The 21,145-nt window shown below is 51.7% G+C and carries 18 protein-coding genes, 1 pseudogene and 1 riboswitch; of the genes and pseudogenes, 1 reads left to right on the forward strand and 18 read right to left on the reverse strand.

The annotated features are described in order from the left end of the window. On the forward strand, positions 1–501 hold a 501-nt coding region (locus tag LZ11_RS06825), incomplete at its 5' end, for an IS3 family transposase (protein ID WP_148867157.1). Between the two features lie 62 nt (positions 502–563). Here LZ11_RS06825 and fbp read toward each other — a convergent pair. The 18 genes and pseudogenes from fbp to LZ11_RS06915 form a co-directional block, all read right to left on the reverse strand. Then, positions 564–1,649 (reverse strand): fructose-1,6-bisphosphate aldolase/phosphatase, encoded by a 1,086-nt coding sequence (gene fbp, locus LZ11_RS06830; RefSeq protein WP_148867158.1) that lies wholly within the window; start codon positions 1,647–1,649, stop codon positions 564–566. 129 nt (positions 1,650–1,778) lie between these two features. Continuing rightward, on the reverse strand, positions 1,779–2,879 hold the full coding sequence (gene aroB, locus LZ11_RS06835) for a 3-dehydroquinate synthase (protein ID WP_148867159.1): 1,101 nt from the start codon (positions 2,877–2,879) through the stop codon (positions 1,779–1,781). A 55-nt stretch (positions 2,880–2,934) separates the two neighbouring features. Continuing rightward, the gene (aroC, locus tag LZ11_RS06840) at positions 2,935–4,068 is read right to left on the reverse strand and encodes a chorismate synthase (RefSeq protein ID WP_148867160.1); all 1,134 of its coding nucleotides are present in this window, start codon (positions 4,066–4,068) and stop codon (positions 2,935–2,937) included. 29 nt (positions 4,069–4,097) lie between these two features. Then, positions 4,098–4,853, reverse strand: coding sequence for a phosphate ABC transporter ATP-binding protein PstB (gene pstB, locus LZ11_RS06845; RefSeq protein WP_148867161.1), 756 nt, complete (start codon positions 4,851–4,853; stop codon positions 4,098–4,100). Next, on the reverse strand, positions 4,850–5,734 hold the full coding sequence (gene pstA / locus LZ11_RS06850) for a phosphate ABC transporter permease PstA (protein ID WP_148867162.1): 885 nt from the start codon (positions 5,732–5,734) through the stop codon (positions 4,850–4,852). Before pstA ends, pstB begins: the two co-directional genes overlap by 4 nt. Then, a complete protein-coding gene (pstC, locus tag LZ11_RS06855) occupies positions 5,734–6,627 on the reverse strand; it encodes a phosphate ABC transporter permease subunit PstC (RefSeq protein ID WP_148867163.1) in 894 nt (297 codons plus the stop codon). Before pstC ends, pstA begins: the two co-directional genes overlap by 1 nt. A 122-nt stretch (positions 6,628–6,749) precedes the next feature. Continuing rightward, on the reverse strand, positions 6,750–7,706 hold the full coding sequence (locus LZ11_RS06860; protein ID WP_148867164.1) for a PstS family phosphate ABC transporter substrate-binding protein: 957 nt from the start codon (positions 7,704–7,706) through the stop codon (positions 6,750–6,752). A 90-nt stretch (positions 7,707–7,796) separates the two neighbouring features. Further along, positions 7,797–9,332: a glutamine-hydrolyzing GMP synthase gene (gene guaA, locus LZ11_RS06865; RefSeq protein WP_148867165.1), complete on the reverse strand. Its 1,536-nt coding sequence runs from the start codon at positions 9,330–9,332 to the stop codon at positions 7,797–7,799. 102 nt (positions 9,333–9,434) lie between these two features. After that, positions 9,435–9,998: a 5-formyltetrahydrofolate cyclo-ligase gene (locus LZ11_RS06870; RefSeq protein ID WP_148867166.1), complete on the reverse strand. Its 564-nt coding sequence runs from the start codon at positions 9,996–9,998 to the stop codon at positions 9,435–9,437. A 129-nt stretch (positions 9,999–10,127) separates the two neighbouring features. Continuing rightward, the gene (locus LZ11_RS06875; RefSeq protein ID WP_148867167.1) at positions 10,128–10,823 is read right to left on the reverse strand and encodes an ECF transporter S component; all 696 of its coding nucleotides are present in this window, start codon (positions 10,821–10,823) and stop codon (positions 10,128–10,130) included. A gap of 24 nt (positions 10,824–10,847) precedes the next feature. Beyond that, a complete protein-coding gene (locus LZ11_RS06880) occupies positions 10,848–12,506 on the reverse strand; it encodes an ABC transporter ATP-binding protein (protein WP_148867168.1) in 1,659 nt (552 codons plus the stop codon). Beyond that, on the reverse strand, positions 12,479–13,408 hold the full coding sequence (locus LZ11_RS06885) for an energy-coupling factor transporter transmembrane component T (protein ID WP_148867169.1): 930 nt from the start codon (positions 13,406–13,408) through the stop codon (positions 12,479–12,481). The genes LZ11_RS06880 and LZ11_RS06885 overlap by 28 nt, the downstream gene beginning before the upstream one ends. 12 nt (positions 13,409–13,420) lie before the next feature. Next, complete coding sequence (locus LZ11_RS06890) at positions 13,421–14,287, reverse strand: DUF4430 domain-containing protein (RefSeq protein WP_170240318.1); 867 nt, start codon at positions 14,285–14,287, stop codon at positions 13,421–13,423. A 75-nt stretch (positions 14,288–14,362) separates the two neighbouring features. After that, positions 14,363–17,773 (reverse strand): S-layer homology domain-containing protein, encoded by a 3,411-nt coding sequence (locus LZ11_RS06895; protein WP_148867170.1) that lies wholly within the window; start codon positions 17,771–17,773, stop codon positions 14,363–14,365. Between the two features lie 244 nt (positions 17,774–18,017). Further along, positions 18,018–18,135: riboswitch (cobalamin riboswitch) on the reverse strand. A gap of 117 nt (positions 18,136–18,252) precedes the next feature. Then, positions 18,253–19,200 (reverse strand): DUF7916 family protein, encoded by a 948-nt coding sequence (locus LZ11_RS06900; protein ID WP_148867171.1) that lies wholly within the window; start codon positions 19,198–19,200, stop codon positions 18,253–18,255. Between the two features lie 21 nt (positions 19,201–19,221). After that, the gene (locus LZ11_RS06905; RefSeq protein ID WP_148867172.1) at positions 19,222–19,722 is read right to left on the reverse strand and encodes a PTS sugar transporter subunit IIA; all 501 of its coding nucleotides are present in this window, start codon (positions 19,720–19,722) and stop codon (positions 19,222–19,224) included. Between the two features lie 302 nt (positions 19,723–20,024). Further along, positions 20,025–20,354: pseudogene (locus tag LZ11_RS13015) on the reverse strand (PTS transporter subunit EIIC); the annotation flags it as partial. Positions 20,355–20,601: 247 nt separating this feature from the next. After that, on the reverse strand, positions 20,602–21,141 hold the full coding sequence (locus LZ11_RS06915) for a GrpB family protein (RefSeq protein ID WP_148867174.1): 540 nt from the start codon (positions 21,139–21,141) through the stop codon (positions 20,602–20,604). Between the last annotated feature and the right edge of the window lie 4 nt (positions 21,142–21,145).

Genomic DNA, 21,145 nt, shown 5'->3' on the forward strand with positions numbered 1-21,145 from the left:
GAATTCAAATACGGTGATGGACAGAAAGCATATCTTAGCGCAATTCTTGACCTTGCAGATAGAAGCATAGTATCTTACGTTATTGGCCATTCAAACAACAATGCACTTGTGTTTGAGACTTTTGATTTGGCAGTTGCTAGCCATCCTGATGCAAAACCCATCTTCCATAGTGACCGTGGCTTCCAATATACCAATAAAACCTTTAAGGCAAAACTGGATAAGGCAGGAATGACCCAGAGTATGTCTAGGGTAGGCCGCTGTATAGATAATGGCCCTATGGAGGGATTCTGGGGAATCCTGAAATCGGAGATGTATTACTTACATAAGTTTGATGACTATGATAGCTTGAAAAAAGCGATTGAGGAATACATAGATTACTACAATACAAGGAGATACCAGAAACGTTTAAAATGCATGACGCCAATGGAGTATCGCAACTATCTTGCCGGTATGCAGCATAAAGAAAGCACCAACCATTTTTTTGATTGGTGCCTTACATAGAATTTTAATTATTTCCACTGTCTACTTGACAGGGGGCAGTTCAAAGGAGGGGCGGTTTTGTTTTATTCGAACCTGTCCTTCAGTTTTTCCATTACCTGAGGCAGGGTTGTATACTCCATCTCGTCCAGCGGGAGGCGGTGAGGTTCAAAGGGACCGAGCTGCCTGAGGTAATCGGCCATTTCCAGAGCCTTCTGCCTCGCTCTATCAAAGGACACATCTGCAAACATGTCCTGAGGGCCTACCAGCTTGCCGCCGGCCAGCTGGAACCCCAGCGCCGTCACCCTCGGCGGACCGTCAAACCTGCTGGGGGTGGCACCTTTGCAGGATACCGGCATCAGCGGCCCAAAGTGGGAACCCCTCATCCACCCCGCCACCAGGTGCGGATTGGCAAATGGTTCCAGAGCTTCTCCCACTGCGGGGAAACCGCTCTGGCAGCGAACTACAAGCACGGGGTCATCCTTGCCCACATATCTTCCGGCCATCAGGTTCATCCTCTGCGTGGAGGATACGGCGGCCGGTTCTCCGCTCTTGCTGTATACGGCTTTCACCGCATACCGGTTCGACGCTCCTAAAAATACGAGCAGGTCGTAAAGCTCCTCAGGGCAGGAGAAGACGATCTTTTTATTTTCCATGGTATCGAGAACTTCGAACTTGAACCCTTGATGCATCTTGGGATCTATCACAAGGCCGATGGTGTTGAACGGGTCGGCAAACATCTTGTAAAGCGGCAGGTTCCACGCCCCGGGCTCCGTCTTATCGGCCATAAACACTATTAAGGGTTCGCTGGGACGTTCCTCAAATTCCATTTCCGCGACTCCGGGGCCCATCCCCTTTATGTTACCGGAGAAAGAATCGGATAAAAGGTCCTGGCCCGCCCCGTAAAGTTTCAGCCTCTTCGCAATCTGGGTGCACGAAAGGAAAGTGTCCCAGGCCAGCTTGTGGATTTCAGGATTGTCTACACCCTTCCTGTGAGTCATGATGAGGTTGACGTCATCACCCACATGAGTTACAACGTAGTCCTCCAGCAGGCCTTTTCCATTTTCCTCAAGAACTCTGTTGGCTTCTTCGATCAGCTCGGGATGTACGCTGCAGTGCCCTACATATCCGCCGATGTCGGCTTTAATGACTGTTAAAGTTATTTTTGACATATTATGGTTGACCCCCTAATACTTAATATGTTAAAATATAGTATAACACATTACCCTGTAATCACGTAATTATTATAGCATATTAAGACTTATATTAACAACATTTTTGTGAAAAAAAAAGCACCGTTTTCACGGAACGGTGCTTTTTTTTAAAAAATGGTCTAGGATTTTATATAAAATTTCCCTCTCTGGAACGTCGTAATATACGCCCGCCCTACCCAGTTTCTCCGGCAGGGCAAACGCCAGGCGACCTCCCTTGTTTTTCTTGTCGCAGGCCATTGCTTCAATTAAACCGCCTGTTTCCACGCACCCCGGTATTTCCACCGGCACTACCCGCCTCAGGATTCTCTCAATCCTTTCATAATCCTGCCGCTCGAGTAAACCTATTTCCAGCGCAATGCCCGCCTCAATTATCATACCGGCGGCAACCGCTTCGCCGTGAAGCAGCACACCGTACCCTACCAGTGATTCCAGAGCATGGCCCACGGTGTGCCCGTAGTTTAGAATCATCCTGGTACCTTCGTCCCTCTCGTCCAGAGTAACCACCGACGCCTTTATGGCGCAGGATTTTTTTATAGCGTATATCAGGCTTTCCCCGCCCTGCCGGAGGGTCATGACGTTTTCCTCGAGCCAGTTAAAGAAATCCCCGTCCCATATTATCCCGTATTTAATCACCTCCGCAAGGCCTTCCCTGAATTCCCTGTCGGGCAGTGTCTTCAAGGTGAGAGGATCTATTATCACGGCCACCGGCTGGTGAAAGGCTCCAACTATATTTTTGGCCGACTCAAGATTAACGGCAACCTTTCCTCCGACACTGCTGTCGACCTGGGCCAGCAGGCTGGTAGGCACCTGTACGTATCTTATCCCCCTCATATAAGTCGCCGCTACAAATCCCGCCAGGTCTCCTACGACACCTCCGCCCAGAGCTATGACGGCGGAGTTCCTGTCCAGGCCGTAATCCAGCGCTATATAGTAGAGCCTCTCGGCTTCCTTCAGGGTCTTGCTGGGTTCTCCCGGAGGAATTGCCGCAAGGTGCGCGTCGAAACCGGCTACCTTTAACAATTCCAGCACCCGGCCGGCGTACAAATCCCTGACATTTCCATCCGTTATAACCAGTATTTTTTCCAGGCCTATCAACGCCCTTAAGATTTTTCCTATTTCATCGAGGATGCCCGGCCCTATGTGAATGGGGTAAGACCTGGCGCCCAAATCAACGGTTATGCTTTCCATGGGATATCCCCCGCATCCTAAAGATTAAGAGATGACATGAATCGATGTAATCTTTTTAGAATTCCTGCAGGTACTTCATCCACCTTTCGAAACCCTCCTGCATCTCTTCCACCGTGTCGCTTCCGAACTTCTCCACCAGCGCCTCAGCCAGTACCCAGGCCACCGCCGCCTCACCCACTATGCTGGCAGCAGGTACGGCGCATACGTCGGATCGTTCTACGCTGGCGGCAAACGGTTCCTTTGTCTTTATGTCAATGCTCAAAAGGGGCCTGTAGAGGGTAGGTATTGGTTTCATGGCCGCACGAACTACCAGTGGACACCCGTTGGTAATGCCGGCCTCCAGCCCGCCGGCGTTGTTGGTCTTCCGGTAAAAACGGCGGCTTTCGCTATCGAAAAAAATTTCGTCGTGAACCTGGGAGCCCCTCCTCGCTGCGGCTTCAAAACCAAGCCCGATTTCTACACCCTTTATGCCCTGCACACTCATAAGCGACCACGCTATCCGGCCGTCCAGTTTTCTATCCCAGTGCGCGTGGCTGCCCAGCCCCACCGGCACATTGAAAGCCACTACCTCAAAAACGCCCCCTAGAGAATCCCCCTCCCTTTTCGCCCCGTCTATGGCTGCCATCATTTTCTGCCCGGCGAACCGGTCGATGCACCTTACGGGAGACTCGTCGGCCCTCCTCAGATCTTCCTGCCCAGGGTTTTTAATTGCTGCTTCTATCCCACCAATGGCGATCACGTGGCTTAAAACTTCTATGTTAAAAATTGATAGCAGCTGTTTTGCCACTGCGCCCACGGCCACCCGGGCAGCCGTCTCCCGGGCGCTGGCCCTTTCCAGGATGTTTCTTATATCGTTCTGTCTATACTTTAAAGCCCCGGCAAGGTCACCATGACCCGGCCGGGGCCTGGTTACGGGTTCTACAGCTTTATCCTGCCAGTTGGGGTAATCGAGATTCGGTATGAGGAAAGCTACGGGACTGCCGGTAGTGCATCCTTCTTTCAAACCGCTTATGACTTCCACCGCATCTTTTTCTATCTTCATCCTGCCGCCGCGGCCGTACCCCATCTGGCGCCTCGAAAGTTCCCTGTTTATGAAATTTATATCGACCGCAAGGTTCGCCGGCAGTCCCTCTATGACGGCAATGAGGGCCTTCCCGTGGGATTCACCGGCGGTTAAAAACCTCAACACGATGGATACCTCCGATCTTTCGCGTATTATCAGCCGAACCTGCCAGTTATAAAGTCTTCTGTTCGCTTGTCCTTCGGAACCGTAAACATGCGGCTGGTCTCCCCGAACTCCACCAGCTCTCCCTGCAGTAAAAAGGCTGTATAATCGGCCACCCTTGCCGCCTGCTGGATGTTGTGGGTTACAATCACTATGGTGAGCCTTTCCTTGAGCTGCCTGATCAGTTCCTCGACGTGCATGGTGGAAATCGGGTCCAGAGCCGAACACGGTTCATCCAAAAGCAACACCTCGGGCTCTAAAGCCAGCGCCCGCGCGATGCACAGCCGCTGCTGCTGACCTCCAGACAGCATATAGGCGTTTTCATGCAGCCGGTCCTTCACTTCGTCCCACAAGCCCGCCCTCTGCAGCGACTGCTCCACCAGAGCCGAAAGGTCCCCCTTATAGCCGTTTATCCGGGGGCCGAAGGCTACATTTTCGAAAATACTCTTCGGGAAGGGGTTAGGTTTCTGGAAGACCATGCCTATCCGGAAGCGTATTTGAGCCGGGTCGATCTTTGGAGAATATATATTCTCGCCCCTGTAAAGCACCTTTCCCCCGACCCGCGCCCCTTCAGAAAGATCGATCATCCTGTTCATGCACCTGAGCAGTGTGCTCTTCCCACAACCCGACGGTCCCATAATCGCAGTGATTCTGTTTTTATATATATCGAGGTTGATGCCTTTTAACACCTTACGGTCTCTGTAACTCACATGGAGATTTCTGACGGAAATAATGCTTTCCAAAGTCATACCTCTTTTATCCTTCCCTGGTATTTATTGCGAAGCAGTATGGCAATCGAATTCATGCCGAGCAGCACCACCAGAAGCACCACTATCCCCGCCGCAGCTATGGCCCTGAAATCATCCTGGGGTCTGGAGGTCCAGTTATAGATCTGGATCGGCAGTACCGTAAATGAATCGAAAAGGCTCCCGGGTATAACGCGGATAAAAGTCAGCGCGCCTATAGGGATCAGCGGCGCCGTCTCCCCTATTGCTCTGGAGAGCGCGAGAATGATGCCGGTTAGTATCCCGGGCAGGGCCGAAGGAAGCACCACGTAGCGGATGGTCTGCCACTTGCTGGCCCCCAGGGCGTAGGAAGCGTGGCGCCAGGACTGCGGGACGGCCCGGATAGCTTCCTGAGCGGTGACTATTATAACCGGGAGTATTAAAAGGCCCATGGTGAGACCCCCCGCGAGGAGGCTGCGCCCCAGCATCATCCACCGGACGAAAACTGTCAATCCCAGTATGCCGTAGACTATTGACGGAATCCCCGCCAGGTTATAAATGTTCACCTGTATGATAGATAAAAATTTGCTCTTTTTCGCGTACTCCTCAAGAAACACGGCTGCTCCAATGCCGAGGGGTATCGCAAAAACGGCTGTTATGATCATTAAGTAAACGGTGCCGTACAGTGCCGGAAGTATTCCTGCTTTTTCGGGAAATCTGGAGGGAAAGGAAGAAATAAATTGAAGGTCCAGCCATCCCCAGCTGTCCCGCATCACTTTTACAAGGAGCGCGGCGAGCACTACCAGGCCCAGGAGGTTTGCGCTCAAAAAAATCCACTTAAAAATCCGGTTGCGGCGCTGGCGATTTTGAAGCCCCGGAGAAAACATCTCATCCTGCCTGATCATCAGTACACCTCCTTGTAGCGGCGCACGATCCATGTCCCTATCAGATTCAGGGACAGCGTCACAACAAACAGCACGCTGGCAACAGCATAAACGCTCTTATACTCTATGGACCCGAAGGGCGCATCTCCCAGCATTACCTGCACGATGAAAGCCGTCATGGTCTGTATGCTGTCCAGAGGATTAAATGTCAGCTTGGGAGTACTGCCCGCTGCGAGGGTCACTATCATTGTCTCCCCTATGGCCCTGGAAAAGGCTAGGATGAAGGACGCCACTATCCCCGAAACCGCCGCAGGTATTACTACTTTGTACGAGACTTCGAGTTTGGTGGCTCCCAGGGCATAAGCCGCCTCCCTGAGAGAATTGGGCACGGCTGTCATGGCGTCTTCGCTGAGGGATGAAATCATGGGTATAAGCATTATCCCCATGACAATTCCCGCGCTGAGGGCATTAAATACGTTGGTCTGCGGGAATACCGCCCTGATGATGGGTGTCACGAAGGTGAGAGCGAAATATCCGTATACAATGGTGGGTATTCCGGCCAGTATTTCCAGCACCGGTTTAATCAAGCGCCTTACTCCGTCAGGAGCGTATTCGCTGAGGTAGATAGCACTCGCAAGCCCCAGCGGTGCGGCTACGATCATAGCTATAACAGTGACCAGCATTGTACCTGCAACAAGAGGAGCTATGCCGTAATGGGCCGGGCTGAAAAGCGGAGTCCACTTGGTCCCGGTGAAAAACTCCTTTACGGATACTTCTTTGAAAAAACCGGCCGTCTCGCTGAAAAGGGAGACGACTATGCCTATGGTAACCAGCACCGAAACCGAAGCGGCCAGGGCCAGCAGGATTTCGACGCCCTTTTCCCGGCGAAAACCCTTACCGGCAGAATCGACCATTTTATGATTCCTCCAGTTTAACAAAATTTTTAAAATTCAAGGGCACAAAATCTGACGGCCGCCAGGGCTTCCCCAGATTTTCGGCCGTCAGACCAGTCTACATAAATTACATGGGAGGGGTTTTAATTTATCTTATTAAGGTTCTCCTGATACACGCTGTCGGGCATAGGGACGTAACCGATTTCCTCTACCAGCTCCGGCGCATTTTCCATATAAAATTTAACAAACTCTTTAACTTCGGGGCGCTCGAGGGATTTTTTGTTCACATAGATGAAAACCGGCCGCGCGAGGGGTTTATAGGTGCCGTTGTTTATGGTTTCCATGGTAGGCTCCACCGGCCCGCTGCCGCCGTCAATCGCCACTGCCCGCACCTTGTCCGAATTTTCCAGGTAGTAAGCGAAACCAAAGTAGCCCAGGGCGTACCTGTCGCCGCTCACACCCTGCACAAGCACGTTGTCGTCTTCGCTGGCGGTGTAATCGGAGCGGCTTTTCTTAGCTTCACCGTTAATCACTTCGGTGAAGTACTCGAAGGTACCTGAATCGGTACCGGGGCCGTAGAGGTTTATCTTCTCGTTAGGCCAGCCGGGCCTTATATCACTCCACTTGGTGACCTTGCTACCCGGCGACCAGATCTTCTTCAGTTCTTCCACGGTCAGACGGTCAACCCAGTCGTTCTGTTTGTTGACAACTACGGTAATGCCGTCGTAAGCCACGGGAAGTTCGATGTATTCAATGTTGTTTTCTTCTGCCTTGGCGGCTTCCTCATCCTTGATCGGTCGGGAAGCGTTGCTCATGTCGGTTTCACCCGCGGTAAAACGCTTGAAGCCGCCGCCCGTACCGGAAACACCGACGGTTATATTCACGTCGGGATAAATATTCATGAATTCTTCAGCTACAGCCTCGGTGATGGGATAGACCGTACTGGAACCGTCGATCTGGATGGAACCGCTTAAGCTTGCCTGACCGCTCTGGCTCCGGTTTGACGCACCACAGGCAGCCAGCACCAGAACCGCCGCCAAACTCAAAGTAAACAGGGCTAGTATAAAGCCGGCCTTCGTGCCCTTAAGCTTCGATGCCATATCATCTCTCCTTTTTTATGGTTTACACCATTCATTATACGAGCCCTGTGTTAAATTATAATTAATCAATTGTTAAGGTTGCGTTAATTGTTACTCCCATTCGATGGTGGCCGGCGGTTTTGAGGTTATGTCGTATACTACCCGGTTGACCCCTGGGACTTCGTTCACGATCCTGGTAGACATATTATCCAGCAGGTCGTACGGAAGCCTGGCCCAGTCGGCCGTCATGCCGTCCTCGCTCGTAACCGCCCTGATCGCCACCGTATATGCGTAAGTCCTCTCGTCACCCATCACTCCCACGCTCTTTACGTCGGTAAGCACCGCAAAGACCTGCCAGAGCTCCCCGTAAAGTCCCGCCTTTTTTACTTCTTCGGTCACTATAGCGTCGGCTTCCCGCAGGATGGCCAGTTTCTCGCGGGTTACTTCACCCAGAACCCTTACGGCAAGCCCGGGACCCGGGAAGGGATGGCGGTATACGATTTCCTCGGGCAACCCCAGCTGGAGCCCCACTCTTCTGACCTCGTCCTTGAAGAGATCCCGGAGGGGTTCAATCAGTTCGAAATTGAGGTCCTGGGGAAGCCCGCCCACGTTGTGGTGGGTTTTTATAACCGCCGCCGTCTGGGTGCCGCTTTCAATGACATCGGGGTAGAGGGTTCCCTGAACCAGGAAGTCGATCTTTCCCAGTTTCTTAGCCTCGTCTTCGAATACCCTGATGAATTCTTCGCCGATAATCCTGCGCTTCGCCTCCGGGTCTGTAACACCTTCCAGCCTTTTTAAAAACCTGTCGGAGGCATCAACGGCAATCAGGTTCATATGGAACTTGTCCTTAAAAGTCTCAACAACCTTCCTGGCTTCGTCTTTTCGCAAAAGACCGTGGTCCACGAAAATACAGGTCAGGTTATCCCCCAGGGCCCTGTGGGCGATCAACGCAGCCACCGAAGAATCAACTCCGCCGCTCAGGGCGCAGAGGGCTTTTCTGTTCCCCACCCTTTGCCTGATCAACTGGATCTGTTCCTCGACAAAGGCCTTCATGGACCAGCTGCCGATACAGCCGGCTATGCCGAAGAGAAAATTGTTAAGAATTTCCTTGCCCCTGGGCGTATGGGCAACCTCCGGGTGAAACTGCACCCCGAAAAGGTTCCTGCCGTTGCCGATAGCCGCATGGGGGGTGTTTTTCGTGCGGGCCAGAGTCCTGAACCCTTCGGGCAGCGTTATTATCGAATCCCCGTGGCTCATCCAGACGGTGAGGTTTTTCTCCAAACCGCTGAATATACCGTCCTCCTCGTCAACCATGAGCTCGGCTCTGCCGTACTCGGGGGTTTCGGCCGGTTCCACCCTTCCGCCCAGCATATGGCACATGAGCTGCATACCGTAGCAGATTCCCAGGATGGGTATGCCGGTATCGAAAATCCTCTTATCGCACACGGGCGCATTTTCCGAGTATACGCTGGCCGGGCCGCCGGAGAAAATTACCGCTTTCGGTTTTCGGCTTAAAATTTCGTCCAGAGGGGTATTGTAGGGTAAAATCTCGCAATAGATATTCGCCTCCCTAACCCGGCGAGCTATCAGCTGGCTGTACTGCCCGCCGAAATCGAGGACGATCACGTTTTCCTGGTCTTTAATCATTAAAATTCCTCCTATCCAGTGGTGTTGATACCGCACTTTTATTATAATTATTCCAAAAAAACCGGTACTTTTCTATCCCCGGCGGGAAAAAAGATCGTCTTCTCAATAAAACCTGTATATGCCCTTTTCGGTCACGATGGCGTCCATCCTTATGTCGTGTTTTTCCGCCGGTATGTATTCGGTAAGCTGTAATTCAAAAGCGAGGGCGATTTTCTTCACCTCCGGCCGTAGCCGCGGTAAAAAGCCGTCGTAGTAACCGGCGCCGTACCCCAATCGGTAGCCCCTCCTGTCGAAGGCCACCCCGGGTACCACGACCAGGTCGATCACTTCCGGATCGAGGCCGTCGTCTTTTTCCGGTTCGAGTATGCCGAAGGTGCCGGGCACCAGTTCACCGGTACCTTTTATCTCCACAGCCAGAAGTCTTTGACCTTTTATCGTTTTAGGCACAGCCACCCTTTTTCCCATGGACAAAGCCCGCTCTATGGCTTCACGGGTCTCGACCTCGTTCCTGGCATCCACGTAAAACATTACGATTCCCGATTTTTTAAACTCTTCAAGGGCAAAGAGCGTCGATATTATCTTCTCGCTCATATTTTTTACGTCTTCCCGGGATAAACTCAGCCTTTTATCAAGGAATATGCGCCGGAGCTTTTTCTTGTCCAACACAGCATGCCCTCCTCACCTTTATAAAATTAAAAAGGCGGCAAGGTCAACCCTGCCGCCGTTATAGCTGTAATATAATAGTATCCTTGGTATTTTATTATATCATTTTCAACGGGACCGTCAAGGAATTTTTTAGGTCACTTCCATTTTGTGCCTAAACCGCTCGAGGATCTTCATAAAGCCGGGGCCAAAGAGCAGGCAAAAGGCCGCATTGCCCGCAGCGTGCAAAGTGTCAAACCAGAAACTTGCCGCACAGACGGCAATAAAGCTCTGCCAGTTTAACGGCTTGACAAAGCCGATCCAGGACCACAGATTTAATATCCACCCAAAAAAATACCCCCATAAAAGGCAGAAAAATGCCATGCCCCATCTGCCTATACGCGGGGATAGACTTTTAACCATGCCCGCCGATGAACCTGCAAGACCCCAGGCAAACATCTGCCACGGTGTCCAGGGCCCCTGCCCCAGAAAAAAGTTTGAAACCAGGGCCGCAGTGGAACCCACCATAAAACCGGCGGTGGGGCCGAAGACATACCCCGAAGAGATCGCTATAAACGTGGTGGGTTGTACGTTGGGCAGGGCGGCAAAAGCAATCCGGCCTGCGGCCCCTACCGCTCCCAGCACCGCTATCACCGCTATTTCTCTGGGAGACGACGTTTCAAGTTCAAACCCCAGGTACATCAAAGCAATGGCAGCAAAGATGACGATGTAAGCCGCCACGCCCCATTCCCCGGAGATAGTCGTCTTTCCTGACATGGCAGCCGCCATAAATACCGGGATAATCCCAAAGCCGGACCAGAACAGGATTTTTGACAGCACTTTTTTCATAATCATCTTCCTTCATATAACTAATTAATTATTTACTACCGCAGGTTTAAATACATCCAAAGCTTCTTCCGGAGTCAGGATACCGTCGGCAAAACCCCGGCACATCCTGCCTATCTGGGTGGAATAAAAAATCGAATCGGAAAGGACCTGATGCACCGGGCCGTCACATATCACCCTGCCGCCGAACAACAGGATAACTCTCGATGCGTATTTCGCTGCAAATTCTACATCATGGGTGGTCAGCACGACACTGGCACCCCGTCCGCAAAACTCTGCCAGTACCTCTCCCAAGTCTTCTTTCAGGCGATAGTCCAGCCCCTTGGTGGGTTCGTCCAAAAGCAAAAGCTTCGGACCGGTGACCAGCACCGAAGCCAGGGCCACCCTCTGGCGTTCACCGTAGCTCAAATCCCGCGGGTTTACATGCCGAAAGTCCCGTAAAGAAAGCTTTTCGATTATTTCATCAACCGCACCGGTCGAGCCGGTGCCGAAGTTTTTTAAGGTGTATAATAATTCTTCCTCCACAGTATCCTGAAAAAGATAATCGTTGGGATTCTGGGAAAGATAACCCACGCTGGGGTCCCAGGTCGTTCGATCAGGGCTGCTTTCCTGCCGACCGCCCGTCAATATCACCTGGCCGCGCCCGGGTTTCAACAAGCCCGCCATGTTCTTGAGGAGTGTGGATTTGCCCGAGCCGTTGGGTCCTATCACGGCCACCATCTCTCCGGCAGAAATCTTCAGGTTTATATCCTGAAGCGCTTCCCTGCCGTCGGGATATGTAAACCACACTCCGTCCATGCGTAAGATCGGTTCGCTTTCGTGTACTCTTTTCAAAGACTTCATAAATAAATTCCCGGAAGCCGGGTTAAAATTTTGCCTCAGCACCCTCCTTCCCTCTTTTACAGTGACGGGAATGGTATCAAAGCCCGCCTTGCCGAAGAAACTAGCTACCGGTGGAATAAAGGGGTTTTCACAAAATGCCGCCCTACGCGCCACCTGCTCGGGCGTGCCTTCAAACTTTATTCTCCCATCTTCCATGATTACAACTCTGTCGGCAAGATGAAAACATCTTTCCAGCCGCTGTTCTATCAAGATCACGGTCATGCCCATATCTTCATTCAAACGTTTTACCACATTTAAAAAATCCTCCGCCGCCACCGGGTCCAGCTGAGAAGTGGGCTCGTCAAGGATCAAAACCGAAGGCTGCATGGCCAGGACTGCAGCCAGGGCAAGTTTTTGCTTCTGGCCGCCGGACAATTTCGCCGTAAACTCTCGCCTCAAATCCGCAAGGCCCAAAAAACTCATGACTTCGGCAACCCGGCGGGCCATTTCCTGCTGTGGAAGGCCCAGGTTTTCCGGGCCGAACGCTATTTCGGCTTCCACGCTGGTCTTAACCAGCTGTTTTTCCGGATCCTGGAATACTATCCCTACCTCTCTTGCCATAGTGCGCCGGTCAATCTGCTCTATATCTTTCCCCCGAAAAAAAACGCTACCGCTGATGCGGCCGCCGGAAAATCCGGGTATCAGGCCGGCAAGCACCCGCGCCAGAGAAGATTTCCCCGAGCCGGAACCGCCAGTAACGAGCAAAAACTCGCCCTCTTCAATGCTCATGTTTACGTCTTTCAATGCGGGCCTTGGGCTTTCCGGGTAAAAATAAGTCAGATTTTTGATTTCAAAAACGGCCAAATGTGCCACCCCCAGCTCAAGAGTAAAGGAAAGGATAATAGAAAAATTACGGCAAAGAGGAACCCGATACCCGTACGCCCGTCAATAAGATTGCCGGCCTGCGGGTAAAATCCGAAGGTACCCAGGCCTTTGCTCCAGCCGTATACCGCCGTCACCAGAGCGATCAGGCTTGCGGCAAGGCACGCTCCGTCCCTGGGTCGCAAGTTTTCGCGAACGTAGCATGAACGCCTGCCGCTGCCAAAGGCCCTCGCGTACATGGCCTCGGCCGTCTCCATGGAATCTTCCAGAAAAGTTAAAAGCAGGATTTTCATCAATACGGCGTATTTTGACATTTTTTCTTTTAATGTTCCGGCGTTAAAATCGACTCCCCTTGCAGTCAGTGCCTCCCTTATGCCGTCAATTCGACTTACCACGGCGGGAAACATCCTGGCAGCCAGGGAAAGCACCAGCCCGGACTTAGAAGAAAAGCGGGATAACAGATCCAGTACACGATCGGGATGAATCATAAAATTGTAAAGGCAAAATATGCTCATTATTAAAAGGAGCCTTAATCCCATGACCGCACCAAATAAAATGGCCTCTAGCGAAACGTCCAACCTCCCGAAAACCGGGATATGCGGTCCCCCCCACAGGACGGTTTGTCCAGCCCTCACGGTAAGCACGTTAACAATTATGATAACAGAAGTCGCCCCCAGGCTTATTTTCAAAAAAGCCTTCCAGGCGTCGAACCCACCAACAGCTTTGACGGCCGCAACTGTAATCGATAGCAACCCCAGGAGGTATAGCGGGTGGTTGAACATCAATGCCAGCGTCAGCAAAACCGCAATATAGACGAGCGCTGACAACGGGTGAAGGCTCTGCAGAAAGAGCCCTTTTTCTCTATAAAAAAAGCGGTCCAGCATGATGATTTTCCCCTATTCTGCCAGGCTCTCCCAGGTGGGAGGGGGGTTATTAATGCTCTCATTGTACCACCATATTATCCGGTCGCCCGGTTCGATTTTTTTCTCACTGGCCGCTACCATCGGAACTTCATCATTGACGCTGTACATCCAGCCCGCCATGCCTTTGTTCGCCTGCCCCGCTATGCTTACCACAAAACCGTCATACCCCTTGCCGGTCTTATAATCAATCCCGGTGGAATCCAGAGCCCCCAGCGCCGTCAAACCCCACCGGTTGTTCTCTTTTACCGTCACGGTACCGGGGCCGTACAGCACCCGGCCCTCCTTTCCTACAACGGCAATTTCCACCCGGCATTCAGCATCACCAGTGGAACTCGAATCCGTTTCCTTTAGGGAATCACCGCCACCATCGGCGCCTTTTTTCTCAGGAACAACCCAGGTCGCACCATCGCGAGAAGAATTCGCTGCGTCGCCCGTGGAAGTATCTCCTTTGCCGAAAGATTCATTTTTTGTGCCGGAAGTCTTTTCCTCATTGATCTTTGATGACACATCGGAAGGCTCTACTTTTTCGATAACCTTCTTTTCTACCTTAGTGTCACCCGAACCGGCATCCGCCTCAATCTCAGGCGGTGTGTTTGTATTAGGTTTGCCTTTCTGCTCTGCAGGGCCGTCCATTGGGGCTTCGGAGGATTCCCCGCCGCCGGCCTCTGCCGGGTTTGCATTCGCATCACCGGACACTAAAGTCCTTTGATTCTCTTCAACCGCCGTTAGGGGCCCTTCTTTTGTATCGTAAAAAATATTTTTGGCGTATATTACATACCCCGCTGCTATGATAAGCACTAACGCCAGAATAATTGCCAGCTTTACGGTTTGCTTTTTCACTGAAATCACCCATTAAATAAGTGTTGCAAAGCCGGGAGCGCAATAAAGAGCGCGCCCCGGCCTCTAATAAATCTACTATTCCCCCAGGAAGCGGTAGATTACGACAGCGGCTTGGGCTCTGCTGGCCGCCGCTTTAGGCCGGAATGTCCCATCTTCAAAGCCGTTGATCAGCCCGCCGGCTACGGCAGCCGCCACACCGTCCCTGCTCCAGGGCGAAATCGATTTTCCGTCTTTAAAATCCGGATTTTCTCCGGAGGGAGCAAGGCCCCCCGCCCGGGCAAGGATAACCGCAAGTTCTTCTCTGGTAATGCTGCCGTCCGGCCGGAAGGTGCCATCTTCATATCCGTTCACAAGCCCCGAATCCAAAGCGGCGTATACGGCCTTCTCGTACCAGGAGCCTTCCTCTACGTCTTTGAATTGTCTTTTTTCGCCTGTCTTCGGCTCGAGGCCCAGGGCCTTTACAATCATGGTAACGAATTCAGCCCTGGTCACCGCCCGCCCCGGCTCGAAGCGGGTTCCGTCAACTCCAGTAACAATCCCGGAACCGGCCAGGGCTTCAACGGCGTCTTTGGCCCATCCGAAGGACGTGTCGCTCACATCCGCAAAGGACTTTCTGACTTCCTTTGCAAACACGGCAACTTTCGAGAAATGTTCTATCCTGGCTATAATGACGCCTTTTGCCATGTCGACCACGGCAGGGATGACCGTCCACCTGCCGCCTGCTTTATCGTACCGCGCCAGGACCAGATTTTCCGGCTTTACCAGGGGAGAGACGGCCACTCTTATTGCCAATGTTGCAGGCATTGAAAGAGAAGTTCCTTCAGGTGCAATTTCGTAAATCCCCGATAAAGCTTTGAAACCAGGGGGAATTGTACCGTCGCTCTCTTTGATCGATATTTCCAAATCCTTTTTCAATGCACCGGCCGGAACGAGGAGGGCAACTTCCTCTTTGCTGTCAACGATGGCCGCACCTATAGAAGCGGCTGTCTCTTTCTTCAAATCGACCTTGTTTTGAAGAAGCTTTTCTTTTAAATTCAAGAATTCTCCTCGTTTAAACGGTCCACTGTTTCCGGTGAGTACAACGGCTTTGTCTATTTCTTCAATGCCTATCGTTTCTTGTGCGTTTTCTTTCAGTTCGAGCAATTCTGCCAGCGCTTCTTGGGAAACCTGTAGAGCCTCCGGAATTCTTTCGTTCTGCTCTTCGAGGTCCTCGGGAATGACCCCCTCCTGCTCTGGAACCGCACTTTTATCCATCAGGTCTTTCCATGTGGGGCCGGATGAATTATAATCCGTGCTGTACCACCAGATAATCTCGTCCCCGTCGCGAATGGCTTTTTCCGATGCCGCCACCGACGGTATTTTCCCGTTGACCTTGTACATCCACCCATTCATGCCCCGGTTGGCCTGGCCTTCGATGCTCTTTACAAAACCGCCGTCACACTCGTAATCGAGGCCGGTGGCATCCAGGGCGCCCAGGGCGGTCAACCCCCACCTTCCGTCCCGGCTCACGGTGACAGAGTCGGGGCCAAAGAGCAGCTCACCATCCTTACCCACCACCGCGATATCCACGGTGCACTCAATCTCACCGGGAACCGGCTGCGGAGATCCCGGCCCTGACCCCGGTGATCCGGTCTCGCCCTCCAGGAGGATAAATGCGTGCAGGGCTTCCGCAGCATCCAGAATATTTTTGACAGGGCCGAAACTGCCGTCGGGATTTAACGCTTTCTGCATCATGTAGTCGACGGGGGTAAGACCCTGGCTGCTCTTCCATTCTCTTGGATCGCGCCCCAATTTCTTCAAAGTAACGATTACCTCGGCCGTATCCACCACCGGATCGTCCGGAAACGGCTGTGTGATATAGACGCTGCCGTCGGGCTGCAGCTGTTTTTTGAGATAAGCAAGGCCTTTTTCTATCGCACTCTGGACCTCCGCATCCCCTGAAGCCGCGGGCAGGTAGGTGAGCGCCCGGATGGCCTGAGCGGTTGACATAAAGTCAGGGTAAAATGCGTCACCCCATTTTTCTCCCCAGGGACCTTTAGCGCTCTGCTTACCCAGTATGTAGCTTTTGGCTTCTTCCGCCTTTATTGCATTTATCTTCCCAGCTTCGCCCAGTGCTATATACGCCCAAAAGTCGGTGTAAACGCTGTTATCAAAACCGCTTGAAGAATGCCTCTCTTTTAAAAGATTTACCAGCTTCTCTACCCTAGCCGCATCTTTCATAATGTTTAAAGCCAGCAGGTGCTGGGCGATGGTCTTCGTCCCCGATCTTTTCACCCAGCCGGAACCGGCGCCGGCATAATCTTCATATGCCTTTCCCAGCGATTTTAAAGCTATGAGGGTTTCGGCGGTGGCAAAGGTGCTATCATACTGGGCTTTTATGGCCGCCGTGTCAGCGTCCTGGATATCCTTTAGATAAGCAAGGCCTGCCTCAATGGCGTTATAGACATCGCTGCCGGTATCGCGAGCACCATCAAAATACCTGAGGGCCGTAATCACCTGGGCCGTCAGGTCGGGCTCTTTTTCTTCAAAGCCGCCCCATGCGGCGCCGGCGGGATTTCCCCAGGCATCCTCATGCTGGTGTTTGAATTTTTCCACATAATTAAAAGCCTTTTGCTGGTCAATCAGGTCAAGTTTGCCCGCCTTGCCAAGAGCGGTCAGAACCATCACATCGTCATAGATGCTGTCCCCAAACCAAATCGAATCGCCGTCGGTATTCTTCTTATCCGCAATAGCCTGAGCAAGAATTTCGATATTATCCGATTGCGGTTCTACCGCGTAAAGGGCGGTCAGCTCTTTGGCGAGGTAAACGGCATCGAGGACTGCAGCGTTATCCGCTGCGGCGTCGGCGGAGGTGATGACTATTTCCTTGAGAGACTTACCGTCATGTACCCATTTTGACAGGTCTTCACCGGCGTCGGCCAGTGCCTCTACACAGCGATAGTCGAAGTTAAACCCCTGGGCGTCATAAGCCAGGCTTCCACTCATATAGCGGTCTTTAAAATATTCGACCGCCCTATCGATGGCCTTCTGCACCCGCCCGGAAATATCCCCCTCCGGCAGGTCGCCTTTCACCATCGCCAGCGCCTGCAGGGGGGCCTTGGTGCCGTATTCGTTGGCATAAGGGCCAAAACTGCCGTCGGCGTTCTGCGTGGCCAGAATGTATGTAACGAGACTGTTTTGATTGCCGAGGAGGTCCGCCGACTTTCGTATCTCCTCCTTCAAGCTTAAATTATTCCTGGTCCACTTTTGGGACGCCAGATTTTCCCCTGCCAGTGTGAGAACGTACGCGGTGTAGCCGTCGATTTTTTCCCCGGATTTGAATTTGTCGTTAATAAACTCCACGGCCTTGGCGGCCAGCTGATCGGAAGTATAACTTCCCGAGGCAGCCCGGGCTGCAGTCAGAACCTGCCCATCCACAGGAATGCTCAATAAAAGACAAAAGACCAGAATCAGCGATACCAGTCGTTTTTTGATTTTACAGTGCATGATCTCATCCCTTCCACCGAGTATTCTTTTTTTAGTGTAAAAAGTGAGAATACCTGTTGGTGCCGCTAGAAATTATTGCAATATAAAAAACGGCTCATTCCAACACCTCCCCTTTAGGGCTCCCCTCAGGGGGGTTGAAACACGCCGCCGCTGAAGTAAAATAAAAACCCTGGCTCCAACGTAAACCAGGGATAAGCTGTTTCCCCATCCTGCGTAGGGAGCACCAGTTCGACGGCAAGCACCAGGTATCCTGGCTCGGATTCACCGCTCCCCCACGCCTTCCCGGGTATTCCCAGTGGCATATTGTAGGGTCGCTCCTCCTCACAGTGGCGCGGACCGCGCCGGAATTTCACCGGCTTCCCATGGTTGCCTGTCCTATTCAATTTGCTTTGTCATTTTTAATAATATATTAAATATTCCGGTTTGTCAATAACTTGTTTCTTCTGCCATGTAGATGAGCTCGAAAAAACTGACGCCCATTACTTTCTGATAGAATATGCCATCCTTCTATACGTATGCCGTTTCCCTCTTATGGCAATCGACAAAGCCATAATATTTTCGGGGAGGGCTATGCCTGAGTAGCCCGCATCGCCTATGTGCTGTATATCCACACCGGCCATCTTGGACATGAGGGCCATCTGTTCTACAACGTCGGCACCGGCCCCTTCCTGGGATGTGCCGATGGCGGTCATGGCCAGAGCCCCGGCCTGGTGAATCGCCTCGACCTGGCGCTTTGCCAGTTCCAGGTCCATACCAGGCACGGTCCCGGGCGCGGGAATCAGGACCACATCTGCCCCCGCTTTGGCGAAATCTTTCAGGACCTCCGGATCGTAGATATTTTCTCCGCCGGCGCAATGCATCTTGCCAGCTATTATGATAACGCGGTCCACCAATATTTCGGACGCCGTCTCGATGCCCTTAAGTATCCCGCCATCGGTTACGCCGGTGTTGGGGTTGCCGGTAATTACAATGTAGTCGAACCCCATTTCCAAAGCCCTTCTCAGGTTCGCCTCGTCCAGCTTCCTGCCAGCAGGGTAATCCATGCCATCCGGCACCGGTTCCAGATTTACGCCGATGAATCTGCCCACAATGTCTTTGACTTTTTTGGCATAACCAGGCGTCCTGCCGTTTTCAAAAGACCTGCGGGATACCTCCTCGAAGGCGGCAGCCCCCCGATTCAGGTCGATGCCATTATCGTCTATGCCGAAGATAAAAGGAGCTTTTAGATCTAAAAAATTGAGTGTGACCATGTCGGCTCCGCAGGCTGCCGCCAGTTCCGGGTTGCTTACGCCATATATAAGGGGAGGGACGGCAACGATCGTCTCCGCCATTACCGTCCTGCCCTCGGAAGCTTTAATGCAGGCCAGGATTTCCGTCTTATCCATGTTTATTACATCGTTAAAGCCCAATTCAAAAATCCTCTTCACTTCATACCACCTCAAAACCCACTACTTTAAAAATACTCTCATCAGCACATCTTTGCCCTTTATTACTTCTTTTTCCCGGGTCAGCTCGATGCTCTTCACCTTATTCATGTCGGGGATGACCAGGGGACTGACGAGAGGATTGCCTTTACTCTTCAGCAGGCCCATGTCAAACTCCACAAGAGGGTCGCCGACCCTGACTTCCTGATTTTCAACCGCGAGGATTTTAAAGCCTTCTCCCTTCAAATTCACGGTATCGATCCCTATATGGATCAAAAGAGGCAGCCCTTCCACAGACTCCACCACCAGGGCATGGCCCGCGGGAAAAACCTGCTTCACGACCCCGTCAAAAGGCGCCACCACCGTTCCTTCCGCGGGATCGACGGCAATTCCTTCTCCCACCATTTTTGAAGAAAATACTTTGTCGGGAACCTCCGAAAGATCCACGACTTTCCCGCTCATCGGAGCTGCGACAGCAACAGGTACGCTATTATGTCTCTTTCTGCCGAATAAACTGAAAAACACCGGAAATCCTCCTTATACGCGACTGTGAATTTTTGAGGCAGGCAGGCAGGAAAGAATCCGCCTTCCCTGCCGCCAAATCGATCTTTCTTTAATCATATCACAGCAATTTCTTTATTTCCTCCACAATTATTTCCGCTTCTGTACCGACGACTACCTGCAGGTTTCCTCCTCCCAGTTTCATTACACCCGTCGCCCCGGCCTGTTTGAGCACTTCTTCGATGGGAATAAGCATCAGGGGGCGTGTGGCAAGACCGTAATTTAATACGTAATCTATCAGACCGGCGGAAAATCCGAACCCGTGTAATGGGCACGAAGCGCTTACCACCGAAAAAGCCACGAAAATCAGGCAGTTTTATGTCCTTATACTTATTGTAAAGATGAGCCGCTACGTAATACCCCACCCCGCCGGCGAGAGCTGCAGCTCCGGCGCCACCGGCAAGTCCCATGGAAACACCCAGGGCAAAAACGAGGGGCAGGTTGTCGAAAATGGCCTTGCCGCCGGCCATTATAACCGGTACATTGAGCACATCTTCTGCACCCAACCTTAAAAGCAGGGCCGCTGCAGGCATCACCGCCACCGGTGTCATCAAGGCTCTGCCCAGTTTCTGAAGGCTTCCCAGTCTACCCTTCATAATGTAAACCTCCTTTTATGATTTTGAAATAGAAAGCGGAAAAAACGCATTTCGGCCTGACCATCACCTCCATTTTAATGTGTGCAAAAACAAAAGAGCCGAGAAGGATAAACGCATCCTTCCCGGCTCATGCCCGCTTTGCGACACCGGTAACACGCCGGTTTATATCGGTACTTTAATTATGTACTTTATTTAATATTATAACACCCTGCTGAAAAAAGCAATTGACAAAATTAAAAAAGTACAGTCAAGATTGGCTGCCGTACTTCGATTTTTCCCGGTACCACTTAAGCGCCTTATGTTCCAATTCCTTGACAAATTGATCTTTACCATCCATATAGGCCTCGATGTCATCGGGGAAGCGTTTGGCCAACTTCTCTTTCAATTTTCCGTACTCTTCTGCGGCATCTTTATGTTCCCTTAAGTAATCCCGGAACGCCAGATGCCTTTCCACTTCCGTCGTATTGTCGAACTGGTATATATGTACGTGGTGAGTGCGGTTATCCCCACCCTTTCTGAAATACCTTCTTCCAGGAAGGCCGAATTCCCCCATGGGTTCATATCCGAGTTCAATCATTTTATCGTTAAATTTATCGACCGCATTAATGTCCCTGACCACAGGCATGATATCAATGATGGGCTTTGCTTTCATTCCCGGTACCGATGTGCTGCCGATATGATGTATGGCAATCAATTCATGGCCAAAAATTTTTTTAATTTCAGCCGCTTCGGCTTCAAACATAACAGGCCACATAGGATTATACTCGGTAACTACTACTCTACGCATTATT

This window comes from Thermosediminibacter litoriperuensis (assembly GCF_008124715.1).
GTDB lineage: Bacteria > Bacillota > Thermosediminibacteria > Thermosediminibacterales > Thermosediminibacteraceae > Thermosediminibacter > Thermosediminibacter litoriperuensis.